The sequence below is a fragment of the Mariniflexile jejuense genome (assembly GCF_042675665.1).
GTDB lineage: Bacteria > Bacteroidota > Bacteroidia > Flavobacteriales > Flavobacteriaceae > Mariniflexile > Mariniflexile jejuense.
The window spans coordinates 1942821-1955101 of sequence record NZ_JBHTJI010000001.1; the positions used below are offsets into that span (position 1 = coordinate 1942821).

The 12281-nt window shown below is 31.5% G+C and carries 9 protein-coding genes; 8 read left to right on the top strand and 1 reads right to left on the bottom strand.

What is annotated here, in order from left to right; translation table 11 throughout:
* Positions 1 to 4: 4 nt before the first annotated feature.
* From ACFQ1R_RS08360 to ACFQ1R_RS08380, 5 genes are read left to right on the top strand one after another with little or no spacing between them, the layout of a single operon-like run.
* Entirely contained in the window at positions 5 to 1702 is a 1698-nt protein-coding gene (locus ACFQ1R_RS08360; protein ID WP_379925699.1) for a glycoside hydrolase family 28 protein, read from the top strand.
* Positions 1703 to 1717: 15 nt separating this feature from the next.
* The gene (locus ACFQ1R_RS08365) at positions 1718 to 2704 is read left to right on the top strand and encodes an alpha/beta hydrolase (protein WP_379925700.1); all 987 of its coding nucleotides are present in this window, start codon (positions 1718 to 1720) and stop codon (positions 2702 to 2704) included.
* A gap of 5 nt (positions 2705 to 2709) precedes the next feature.
* The gene (locus ACFQ1R_RS08370; RefSeq protein ID WP_379925701.1) at positions 2710 to 3537 is read left to right on the top strand and encodes a rhamnogalacturonan acetylesterase; all 828 of its coding nucleotides are present in this window, start codon (positions 2710 to 2712) and stop codon (positions 3535 to 3537) included.
* An 11-nt stretch (positions 3538 to 3548) separates the two neighbouring features.
* Positions 3549 to 4514 carry an alpha/beta hydrolase fold domain-containing protein gene (locus tag ACFQ1R_RS08375; RefSeq protein ID WP_379925703.1) on the top strand — a complete coding sequence of 322 codons (966 nt, stop codon included), beginning with the start codon at positions 3549 to 3551 and terminating at the stop codon, positions 4512 to 4514.
* Positions 4504 to 5280: a rhamnogalacturonan acetylesterase gene (locus ACFQ1R_RS08380; RefSeq protein WP_379925704.1), complete on the top strand. Its 777-nt coding sequence runs from the start codon at positions 4504 to 4506 to the stop codon at positions 5278 to 5280. The genes ACFQ1R_RS08375 and ACFQ1R_RS08380 overlap by 11 nt, the downstream gene beginning before the upstream one ends.
* A gap of 60 nt (positions 5281 to 5340) precedes the next feature.
* On the opposite strand, the gene ACFQ1R_RS08385 is transcribed toward ACFQ1R_RS08380, so the two are convergent.
* On the bottom strand, positions 5341 to 5940 hold the full coding sequence (locus ACFQ1R_RS08385; RefSeq protein ID WP_379925705.1) for an RNA polymerase sigma factor: 600 nt from the start codon (positions 5938 to 5940) through the stop codon (positions 5341 to 5343).
* A 121-nt stretch (positions 5941 to 6061) separates the two neighbouring features.
* On the opposite strand from ACFQ1R_RS08385, the gene ACFQ1R_RS08390 reads away from it, so the two are divergent.
* The 3 genes from ACFQ1R_RS08390 (at position 6062) to ACFQ1R_RS08400 (ending at position 12206) form a co-directional block, all read left to right on the top strand.
* On the top strand, positions 6062 to 7225 hold the full coding sequence (locus ACFQ1R_RS08390) for a FecR family protein (RefSeq protein WP_379925706.1): 1164 nt from the start codon (positions 6062 to 6064) through the stop codon (positions 7223 to 7225).
* Positions 7226 to 7385: 160 nt separating this feature from the next.
* Positions 7386 to 10640 (top strand): SusC/RagA family TonB-linked outer membrane protein, encoded by a 3255-nt coding sequence (locus ACFQ1R_RS08395; RefSeq protein ID WP_379925707.1) that lies wholly within the window; start codon positions 7386 to 7388, stop codon positions 10638 to 10640.
* Positions 10641 to 10670: 30 nt separating this feature from the next.
* Positions 10671 to 12206, top strand: coding sequence for a RagB/SusD family nutrient uptake outer membrane protein (locus ACFQ1R_RS08400; protein WP_379925708.1), 1536 nt, complete (start codon positions 10671 to 10673; stop codon positions 12204 to 12206).
* The last annotated feature ends 75 nt before the right edge of the window (positions 12207 to 12281 follow it).

Here is a 12281-nt window from a genome sequence, read left to right on the forward strand (position 1 = left end):
AATAATGAAAAAGCTACTTACAACTAAACTAATTACAACCCTATTAGTATTTGTTTTTATAAAAACATTAAACGCTCAAGTTGCAATTCCGCTTAACGAAAAAACTATTTATAACGGTATAGAGTTTCAAATGCCTAAAGTAAATGAAACAAATTTTCCAAACTACGAAATTTCTATTTCAAACTTTGGCGCAGTTGGAAATGGCATTTTTAAAAATACTGAAGCATTTGCTAAAGCAATAAACAATGCATCAACAAAAGGAGGTGGTAAAGTTATTGTACCTAGAGGAATTTGGCTAACCGGACCAATCACTTTAAAAAGCAATATAAATCTTCATTTGGAAGATGGCGCTTTAATTATTTTTAGTAAAAACTTTGATGATTACCCTATTGTAAAAACTAGTTTTGAAGGCTTAAATACAGTAAGATGTATTTCGCCTATTAATGCTGAAAATGTAGAAAATATCGCAATTACTGGTAATGGCATTATTGATGGCAGTGGTGATGCTTGGCGACCTGTAAAAGTTAGTAAAATGACTGATGGACAATGGAAAACACTTGTTCGCTCTGGTGGCGTACTTTCAAAAGATGGTAAAATTTGGTTTCCTTCTGAAGGTTCAAAAAAAGGGTATGAAAGTAGTACCGATTTTAATGTACCCGATTTAATTACTGATAAAGAATTAGCGTCAGTTAAAGATTTTCTACGTCCTGTTATGGTAAGCATTATTAACAGTAAACGAGTTCTTTTAGATGGCCCAACGTTTCAAAACTCACCTGCTTGGAATATTCACCCGTTAATGTGTGAAGACATTATTATAAGAAATCTTAAAGTTAGAAACCCTTGGTATTCACAAAATGGTGATGGTTTAGATTTAGAATCATGTAAAAACGCTTTAGTTTATAATAATACGTTTGATGTAGGTGATGATGCCATTTGCTTTAAATCTGGAAAAGATAAAGATGGCAGAGATAGAAACATACCTACTGAAAATGTTATTGTAAAAAACAATGTTGTGTATCATGCACACGGGGGTTTTGTAATAGGCAGTGAAATGTCTAGTGGTGTTAAAAACGTACACATTTCAAATTGTACTTTTATTGGAACAGATATTGGTTTACGTTTTAAAAGCACCCGAGGACGAGGTGGTATAGTTGAAAACATATACATATCAAACATAGATATGATTCACATTCCAACCGAAGCAATTGGCTTCAATCTGTATTATTCAGGTAAAGCACCGGTTTTAGATGACAATGAAACATCTGATGCTAAAATACAAGAAGAAAAATTGGTTGAAGTTAACGAAGAAACGCCTTCTTTTAGAAATATTTTTATGAAAAATATTAATGTAGTAGATTCTGAAACAGCCATGTTTTTTATGGGATTGCCTGAAATGAACCTAAAAAATATATCTATAGAAAATTCTATTTTCGAAACAAAAAAAGGCATCACTCTTATTAATTCAGACGGCATTACATTAAAAAATGTAAAAATAAAAGCTTCAGATGATTATGCTTTAACTATTTATAACAGCAAAAACATCAAAGCAAGTGAGTTCAACTTTAAAGAAAGCAAATCTGCAATTAAAGTATTAGGTTCAAAAACCAATGATATTCAGTTTGACAAAAAAGATATTTCAAACGAAAAAGAACAAATCCTTTTAGGAATGGGCATTGGTAAAAAGGCAGTTAAAATTCAATAAACAAAAAATACGGGCATGTTCAAAATTCTATCTCCCAACGGAATGATTAGTAGCGAACAACGCATGGGCTTTGAAAAAAACAAATTTAAACACATGAAAAAAAAACTAATATTAATTTTTAATATTCTTTTTTATTCAGTGCTTTCAGCTCAAGATGCTTTGCCCTTATGGACTGAAGGCAAAATGCCAAATTCCAAAGGCTTAACACTTGAACATATTGAAGAACGCGAACGTATTACTCAAGTTTCAGAACCTAAAATTCTCGCTTATTTTCCTCCAAAAGAAGAACAAAATGGAAGTAGTATTATTATTTTACCTTCCGGTGGCTACCACCATCTTACATATAACCTTGGTGGCATTCAATTAGCAAAATGGTTTAACACACAAGGCATTACAGCTTTTGTTTTAATATATAGACTTCCTACTTCTCCAGATTTAATAGTAAGTGAAAATGGTCCAATTCAAGACACACAACGGGCTATAAAAATAATACGATCGAAAGCAGACACTTGGCATTTAGACATAAATAAAATAGGTGTCTTTGGTGCATCGGCAGGCGGGCATTTAGCTTCTACTATTGCAACGCATGATACAGACCTTTCAAAAATTGGTGATGCTATTGATAAATATTCCTTTACCCCAAACTTCATGGTTTTAATCTCACCTGTTATAAGCTTTGGTGAATTCGCTCATAAGGGCAGTTTTGAAAATTTTTTAGGAAACCACGCAACACCTGAAAACATTCTGAAATACTCTAACGAATTTCATGTTACTGCAAAAACACCACCAACTATTTTATTCCATGCGCAAAATGATACTACAGTAAATCCTATGAATAGCATTCTTTTTTATGAACAAATGCTAAAAAATAACATTACAGGTTCGCTTCATATTTTTCCTAATGGAAAGCATAATATTGGTATTTATAATGAATCTTCATTAACAGATGAATGGAAAACCATTTGTACAAAATGGCTGAAAGAAATTAAAATAACAAAATGAAAATTATGCATTTAAAATTTATCACTTCAGCACTCTATTTGATAACCTTTTATACACTTTCTTCTTTCTTTTCTAAAATAGAAACAAAAGTATCACTTACAACTACAATCTATTTAATTGGCGACTCAACCATGGCCGATTATACTGATGATTATGACCCAGGAAAAGATTATATGAAAACCAGATATCCTGTAACTGGTTGGGGGCAAGTTTTTCAACCGTTTATGGCTAAGGATAGTTTATATAAAGTAGAAAATCTTATAAAAACAGATAGTGTACTTGTTGATGATCGCGCCAGAGGTGGACGCAGTACGCGTACATTCTTTCAAGAAGGCAGATGGCGTTCTGTTTATGAAAATCTTAAAAAAGATGATATCGTTATCATGCAATTTGGCCATAACGATGCAGCCAAAGAAAAAACAGAACGTTACGTAGATATTGAAGGTTACAAAGAATTTTTACGCTTATTTGTTAGCCAAACCAGAGAAAAAGGAGCTACTCCTATTATTTTAACACCTGTTGCAAGAAACTACCCTTGGAAAGATGGTGTTTTACATGATGTCCATGGCGATTACGACCAAGCACCGAAGGATGTAGCTTTAGAACTAAACGTCATGCTTATAGATTTAAATCAAAAATCTAGAGACTTTTTCACTAAAAAAGGAGAATCTTTTGTTACGGAAAATTACTTTATGAATCTTCCTGAAGGAAAATATGAAGCGTATCCTAAAGGACAAAAAGACAACACCCATTTTCAACCAAAAGGTGCAACAGAAGTCGCTAGATTAGTATTTGAAGGACTTAAAGAATTAAGTGCAGAAATTAAAGATTAAAACAAAAAACAATGAGGTATTTTATAAGTCTATTTAGTTTATGTATGTTTTTTTCGCAACCTATTTCTGCCCAAGAAAAACCAACATTTGCACCTTACACCATTGAATTAACGTATCAAAAACTCAAAAAAGACCATCCGTTTATTACTCCTATTCAGCCTTTAAAATCTAAAAAAATAAAATATAAAGAGGATGTAGTTTATAAAAAAACAACCACCTCCAACCTAAAATTAGATGTATATCTTCCAAAAGGTAATTGTAAAAAAACCTATCCTGCAGTTTTATTGATTCATGGTGGAGGTTGGCTAACTGGTAGTAAAGAAAATGAGCGTGTTATGGCGCAACATTTAGCTCTAAACGGTTATGTTGGCATATCGGTTTCCTATAGGTTAGGGTTTGAAGCACCTTATCCAGCAGGCGTTATCGATTTAAAAGACGCTATTAGATGGATGCGAAAAAATGCGAAAAAGTATCAAATTAATCCTGATAAAATTGCTGTTTTAGGAGCATCAGCAGGTGCGCAATTAGCTGGACTTTTAGCCGTAACTCCAAACTCATCTTTGTATGAACCAAATTCAAAAATTTCAGATGCTGTACAAGCTTATGTAAATATAGATGGTATTGTATCTTTTATTCACCCTGAAGCTTCTGCAGAATCTAAACTCGGTAAAGTATCAATGGCAGGTATTTGGCTTGATGGTGAAAAAGAAGAAAATTTTAAAAACTGGAAAGAAGCCTCGCCATTAGAATATGTTGATGAACATTCGCCTCCTACCCTTTTTATAAATAGTGCTCAACCTCGTTTTCATGCTGGACGAGATGATATGATTTCAATTTTAAATAAGTATGGTATTTATAGCGAAGTACATACCATTCCTGAAACGCCGCATTCCTTTTGGCTAATGCATCCTTGGTTTGAAACAACTCTTAATTATACCGTTAATTTTTTAAACAACATATTAAAAAATGAAAACTAAATATATAATTCCGTTCATTATTCTAACCTTTTTGTCAACGTTTTTAGTGGCTCAAACTACAGCGAGTAAAAAACCCAAGATTTACCTAGTTGGTGATTCTACCATGTGTTTATATGATGAAAGTAGGTTTCCACAAGAAGGTTGGGGTATGCCATTTTCTAATTTTTTTGACAATTCCATAGAAATTGAAAATCATGCAAAAGGTGGCAGAAGTACCAAATCGTTTCTTGATGAAAACCGTTGGCAACCTATAGTTGATTCACTAAAAACTGGCGATTTTGTATTAATCCAGTTTGGGCATAACGATTCAGCAAATTCTAAAGACCATCCCAACCGTTATGCTTCACCCGAAGATTATAAAAAATATATGGGGAAGTATATTAATGAAACAAGAGCCAAAGGCGCTACAATTATTTTAATAACACCAGTTACTCAAAGAAAATATGATTCTAACGGCGAATTAATAAAATCGCATAAGGAATATTGCGATGCGGTTATTGAATTAGGAACCGAGTATAATGTACCTGTTATTGATTTAAACACTAAAAGCCATGAATTGGTTAAAAAAATGGGACCAGAGTTTTCGAAAAATTTATATATGATTTTTGAACCAAATGAACTACCTCGCTTTCCAAAAGGATTTAATGACACTACCCATTTTTCTGAGTTTGGTGCTCGTAAAATGGCTGAATTGGTTTTACAAGGCATTAGAGAACTAAACTTAGATTTGGTAAATTATGTTGTTAAGCCTTATTTTAAACAGTGATTAATTATTATTTTCTAATTCAAAAAAATCTTAATCAGGGTAGAATATTCTTAATATAAACTAATCGTTAGTTTTTAGACCTAATTTAGTTTGAACACCAAATAATAAAAATAATATACAACTTGTTTTTTCTCCAACTGTTTTTCGCAATATTGAAAAAGCTTTAGTTATATGTGCTTCAACAGATTTAATAGAAACATTTTTATATTCAGCAATTTCAATATTAGTAAGTCCTTCTTGTTTACTTAGTAAAAAGATTTCTTTGCATTTAGGAGGAAGATTTTGTATTTCTATTTTTACCAATTTTATTAATTGTTCCATAGACTGTTCTTCTTCATCTTCTACGATAGAAGAAAGTGCACTTATGTATTTATTCTCTAAAGGAAAAACCGATTTTTGCTTACGGTAATAATCTATAAATTCATTATATACAGATTTATAAAGAAAACTCTTAATCTCAAAATTAGGTTTAAGTTGTTCTCGCTTTCTCCAAGTTCTAATAAAAACGTTTTGCACGATATCTTCCGCGGCATCTTGATCGTGAATAAGGCTAAATGTATAAACACATAATTTATGGTAATATGTTTCCATTAAAAAAGTATAAGCTTTAGAATCGCCTAATTTTAATGCTTCAATAAGTTGTGTGTTATTAGAAAACATTTTTAACATATATTAAAACTATAATAAATAACATGGTTTATTGCGAAAATAGAAAAAAAATTATTAAAAAGTTAGGGTATTATAAAATTGATACGTATTAAAACAAACAACACGTTAATTAATGATTTCCCCTATCAAAGAAAATTTAATTGTTAAATTCCTTACCAATCAAGCTTCAGCTTCAGAATTGGATGAATTAGAAATTTGGATGCAGGATTCAAATAATGAACAATTATTTGAAAGCTATGTTAAAACAAACTACGCTATTGAATTTAACATGAGAACATTTAATCTCAATAAAGCAAAAGATACACTTCAAAAAGAAATTACCCGCGAAAAAAAGGTAATAAGGCTAAAGAAAATGCGTAAAAAAATATATTATGCAGCGGCAATTCTAATTGGGGTATTGGCTACCAGCTATCATTTTAAAGATAATTTATTTAATACGCCTATAGAAAACAGTATAAAAATTACAAATACTATTGAAGCAGGTACAAACAAAGCCACTTTAACATTAGAAGATGGATCTGTTATACTTTTAGAAAAAGGAGATACATTCCAAACTCAAAATGCAAATAGTAACGGCGAAAAAATAGTATATACTAATTCAGAAGAAAATTCTAAAACTATTAAATACAACTATCTAACAATTCCTAGAGGCGGTCAATTTTTTATTGAACTATCAGACGGAACCAAAGTTTGGTTAAACTCTGAATCACAATTAAAATATCCTGTAAACTTCAAAAAAGGTGATGCTAGACAAGTAGAATTAGTATATGGTGAAGCCTATTTTGATGTTTCACCAAGTACAAAACATAATGGAGCAAAATTCAAGGTTCTAAATAAATCTCAAGAGATAGAAGTATTAGGAACAATGTTTAATATTAAATCTTATAAAGACGAAACCAACATTTATACAACTTTAGTAGAAGGTAAAGTAGAAATTAATACTTCTAAAGGCAAACAACTACTGGCTCCAAACCAACAATCAAATTTAGATATTGTATTGAACAAAATAGCTATTAAGGAAGTAAACACTAAAGAGGTTATTTCTTGGATTCATGGCGATTTCGTATTTCAAAATAAACCTTTAAAAGATATTATAAAGGTATTATCGCGCTGGTATGATATTGAAATTGAAATTGAAAATAAATCACTTGAGGATATAAAATTTAATGGAGAATTGAGTAAATATCAAAATCTAGAAGACATCCTATTACTAATAAAAAACACTAATTATATAAATAACTATGAAACAAACACCAATAAAGTAATATTGAAATAAAAAAAGAGGGAAAGAAATATTAACATCTCACCGCAAATAATCCTCCCTCCTTTAATGCGATTAATTAATTAAATGTTTAACTAACTAACTATGTAAATTTATGGAAATTAAATTAACTAATGCTTGTTTTCTATTCAGAAAACGGTTATTAATGATTATTATGAGAACCTTCATTTTTCTATGCTTCTTTTCAATTTTCGGTTTTACACCAAGTAACATTTTATCACAAAATGTTAAAATTGTAATTGACACCGATAAAACAGCTACCGTTGATGAAGTTTTTAAAATGATTAGCGATCAAACAGATTACAAATTTATCTACCAAGTAGATTTGTTTAAAAACTTACCCAAAGTACATTTAAAAAAAGGAACTATTGAGGCTAATACACTGCTTCAGCAAAGCGTTTCAAATGTTGATGTACTATTTGAAATTACGAATAAAAACAATATTGTTATTAAGAAAAAAACACCTATTACTACCCCAGTTTCTTTACAAGATAAGGTCACCCAAAATTATCAAATCACTGGTACTGTAAAAGATGAAAACGGGCAATTTCTTCCAGGTGTAAATATTTTAGTTAAGGGAACATCCAATGGAACTCAAACCGATTTTGATGGAAACTATGCCATAACGGTTGAAAATTCCAATGCTATTTTAGTATTTTCTTTTATAGGATTTGTTACCCAAGAAGTAGCTTTTGCTAACAAAACAGTAATTAATGTTACTTTAAAAGAAGATGTTGCCAAATTAGATGAAGTAGTTGTGGTAGGTTATGGCTCACAAAGACAAAAAGATTTAACAGGTGCTGTCTCTTCAATGAAATCAGAAGATTTTAATAAAGGTCCACAACTAAGTGCACAACAAGCTATGCAAGGTAAAATGGCTGGTGTTGTAATTTCGCAAAATAGTGGAAAACCAGGTGGTTCAAATACAGTTAGAGTACGTGGTGGCACATCGCTAACTGGCGTAAACGACCCTTTGTATGTTATTGATGGAATTCCAATTTCTACTACTGCAGGTGTAAGTTCAGCAAACATAAGAGGCAATGGAACTGATTTTTTTGACCAAGAACCAACAAACCCTTTAATGACAATTAACCCGAATGATATTGAATCTATTACGGTTTTAAAAGATGCTTCATCTACTGCAATTTATGGTTCTAGAGGTGCTAATGGCGTTATTGTTATTACAACAAAAAAAGGAAGTTCTGGTAATTTAAAAGTTGCACTTAATGTAACCAGTGGTATTTCAACAGTTGCTAATAAATTAGATGTTTTAACTGCAGATGAATACAGACAAATAAATACAGATTTAGGCTTAACCTTTTCAGACTTAGGTGGAAATACAAATTGGCAAGACGAAATTTATAGAACTGCTCAAACAAAAGATTATAATTTATCATTTTCTGGTGGAAATGGAAAATCAACTTACTTAGCATCGCTAGGTTATGGCAACCAAGAAGGTGTTTTAATGGGTTCTAAATTAGAAAGAGCTAACGCTAGAATTAATGTTAATCATTCTACACTTGATGATAAACTTAATTTTGACCTTAGAATTAACTATGGTAATACGTTTTCTAATAATTCGCCTGTTTCAAATACTGTTGGTAGTGAAGCAGGAACTAGTATAAATTATGAATCGTATGTTTTTAATCCTACATACCCAATTTATGATGCTAATGGAAATTATAACCATGTACCTCCATATAGAATCAATCCGGTTTCATTTTCAAACGATGTAATAGATGAGGTTACAAACAATCGCTTTATAGGTAATCTTTCTACAACCTATAAAATTATAGAACCATTAAGCCTTAATGTGAATTTGGGTTATACAAATCAAGGCATTAATAGAAACTCATATATTAAAAAAACTAATCCATTAGGAGAGGGTTTGGGTGGCTATGCTAGTGTTCAAAAACTTGAAGACTATAGCAAACTATTAGAAACTATTTTAAGATACAACCAAACATTTGGTAAACATAATTTTGACGCCATTGCCGGATATTCATGGCAATACTTTGTTAATGAAGGACTTAGAAATGTTGCTTCCGGGTTTTTATCAGATGAGTTTAAGTGGTATAGCTTACAAGCAGCTAGTACCGTAAGTAATGTTTCGTCTTTTAAAGAAAGCAATACTTTAATATCAATGTATGGTAGAGTTAATTATAATTTTGATGACAAAATTTTAGCAACTGCTACTGTAAGAAGAGATGGTTCTAGTAGGTTTGGTTCTGGTAATCAGTGGGGTGTTTTTCCTTCAGGATCTTTAGCTTGGAGAGTTTCAAACATGGATTTTTTCAAATCAAAAACTATTTCCGATTTAAAAATAAGAACCAGTTACGGTATTACAGGTAATCAAGAAATAGGAAATTTAAATTCTATTACCACACTTGGTGCTACTACAGCTGGATATATTGTTGGTGGCCAAAGAATAACAACAGTTTTACCTCAGCAATATGCCAATCCAGATTTAAAATGGGAACAAACATCTCAATTTAATACAGGTATTGATTATACTATATTAGATGGTAAAATTCGAGGAAGTATCGATTATTACGTTAAAAAAACCACCGATCTTTTATTAAGAATTCCTGTGCCATCACCTACAGCAATTAGTACTCAATTAGCAAATGTTGGTAGTGTTGAAAACAAAGGTATCGAGTTAGAAATTTCAGCAGACATTATTGCTAAAAAAGATTTTACATGGTCTGCTTCTGCAAATTATAGTAGAAATAGAAATAAAGTATTAAGTCTTTCTAACGCACAATACAAAGGTAATAACATTCAAATTGCACCTCTACAAGGTCAAGGCTTAACCGCCGGTATTTTTGCCCAACTTATACAACCAGGTTTACCTGTAGGAACTTTTTATGGTAGAGAATTTAAAGGTGTAGAAAATGGTGTTGAGATAATAGATCCAGAAATGAAAGTAATTGGTTCTGCTCAACCAGATTTTACGTTTGCCATTAGCAACTCATTTACATACAAAAGAATTTCGCTAGGTTTTAATTTTAGAGGCTCTATTGGAAATGATGTTTTTAATTTAACCGCAAATAACTTAGCGTATTTAAGCAATCTACCTGGTAGAAATGTATTTAAAGAAGCTTTAACTAGTGGTGTTTTAAGAAGCCAACCAAAACAATATTCATCTAGATGGATTGAAGATGGATCTTTTGTAAGATTAGATAATATAACTTTAGGCTACAATTTTAACTTAAAAAATCTTCCTGCTATTTCTACAGCTAGATTATTCATAACAGGGCAAAACTTATTGTTATTCACAAAATATTCTGGTTTAGATCCTGAGGTTAATTCTGATGTGTCTGGTACAGGTATTGCTCCATTGGGAGTTGACTATTTAGCATATCCTAAAGCTAAAACTGTTAGTATTGGACTAAATGTATCATTTTAAGAATAACTTAAATTTATAAAAGTAATTATCATGAAAATATATAATATAAAATTAATATTCACTTTATCTATTTTTACTTTGTGCTTATCGGGCTGTACAAATTTAGATGAAGAAACGTTTGGAAGCTTATCTCCAGACACGTATTACAATACCGAAGCAGAAGCACTTTCTTCAGTAGTTGGTGTATATCAAGTATTATCTCGAGTAGTTCATATAGGTGATCCATGGAGAATTGCTGAATTTGGCACTGATGAATTTTTAGTTCCAGGTAGAGCAAGTGGTGGTTGGTTTGACCAAAACAACATAGACATTATAACACACACAGTAAAACCTACTAATGCTACTTGCGGAAGAGCTTGGAATAACATTTTTCAAGAAATAGGAATTGCCAATGCCGTTTTAGAAAGCTTACAAGCATCTCCTAATAAAGAGAACCTAAAAGGATTGATAGCAGAAACTAAAGCCCTAAGAGCCTATGGTTATTTTTATGCTATGGATTTTTGGGGAAACGTACCTTTAGTTACAGTAGCTAGAATAGACCCTAACAATTTACCTACCATAACTCCCAGAAGCGAAGTTTTTAGTTTTATTGAAACCGAAATGCTAGCAGCAATTCAAGATTTACCTTCTATAACTACCGTAGATAAAGCAAGTTATTACCCAAGGCTTACTAAAGAAGCTGTATATGCTGCATTGGCTACCATGTATTTAAATGCTGAAGTTTATACAGGTACAACTAAATGGACGCAAGCTATAACAATGTGTGATAATATAATAAGTACTGCAAAGTATAATTTGGAAGCCAATGTTGTTGATAATTTCAAATCAACAAACGAGCAAAATTCTAAAGAACTTATATCTTCATTTTCAGTAAACCCTACTCAAAAAGCTCTTGAAAACCAATTTATTCTATACACCAATCATGCTCCTGATAAATTAAAATACAATTTACCTTTTACTCCAGCAAACGGATATAGTACATTTCAAGAAGCTCTTGACAGATATGAAAACCAAGATAATCGTAAAAAATTAATTGAATATGGTCCACAATATTATTTAGATGGAGTAACTCCTTTAAACTATCCTGACGGCACTCAATTAAACATCATAGCAGTACAAGATTTAGTTAGTGCACAAGACAATGAAGGTTATAAAGTTCTAAAATACACACCAATTGGTACAACTTGGTCTGGTTTTAATGCTGATAATGACTTGGTTTTGATTCGCTATGCAGATATTTTACTAATAAAAGCTGAAGCCCTATTTAGAGGTGGTGCAACTACAATACCAGATACACCCTTAAATTTAATAAATACAGTAAGAGGCAGAAGTAACGCTACACTACTAAGTAGTTTAACCCTTAAAGATATTGAAAATGAAAGAGCAAGAGAACTTATTTGGGAAGGACACCGAAGAAGAGATATGATTCGTTTTGGAACTTATTTTACTGGAACTTGGAAATTTAAGACCACTCAAACGGAAACATTCAGAGGTATATACCCTATCCCTGCTGAACAAATAACAGCAAATCCAAATCTGGTCCAAAATCCAGGTTACCCATTATAGTTTAGTTTGTTTTGAGTTAGTTTAAATATTACCCATGTACTACATAGAAATGTGTATTACATGCGGTAATATTTT

Bases quoted from the DNA above. Each gene is read 5' to 3' on its own strand.
- ACFQ1R_RS08395 (WP_379925707.1), top strand. From the start codon at position 7,386: ATGAGAACCTTCATTTTTCTATGCTTCTTTTCAATTTTCGGTTTTACA.
- ACFQ1R_RS08385 (WP_379925705.1), bottom strand. From the start codon at position 5,940: ATGTTTTCTAATAACACACAACTTATTGAAGCATTAAAATTAGGCGAT.
- ACFQ1R_RS08375 (WP_379925703.1), top strand. From the start codon at position 3,549: ATGAGGTATTTTATAAGTCTATTTAGTTTATGTATGTTTTTTTCGCAA.
- ACFQ1R_RS08400 (WP_379925708.1), top strand. From the start codon at position 10,671: ATGAAAATATATAATATAAAATTAATATTCACTTTATCTATTTTTACT.
- ACFQ1R_RS08370 (WP_379925701.1), top strand. From the start codon at position 2,710: ATGCATTTAAAATTTATCACTTCAGCACTCTATTTGATAACCTTTTAT.
- ACFQ1R_RS08390 (WP_379925706.1), top strand. From the start codon at position 6,062: ATGATTTCCCCTATCAAAGAAAATTTAATTGTTAAATTCCTTACCAAT.
- ACFQ1R_RS08380 (WP_379925704.1), top strand. From the start codon at position 4,504: ATGAAAACTAAATATATAATTCCGTTCATTATTCTAACCTTTTTGTCA.
- ACFQ1R_RS08365 (WP_379925700.1), top strand. From the start codon at position 1,718: ATGTTCAAAATTCTATCTCCCAACGGAATGATTAGTAGCGAACAACGC.
- ACFQ1R_RS08360 (WP_379925699.1), top strand. From the start codon at position 5: ATGAAAAAGCTACTTACAACTAAACTAATTACAACCCTATTAGTATTT.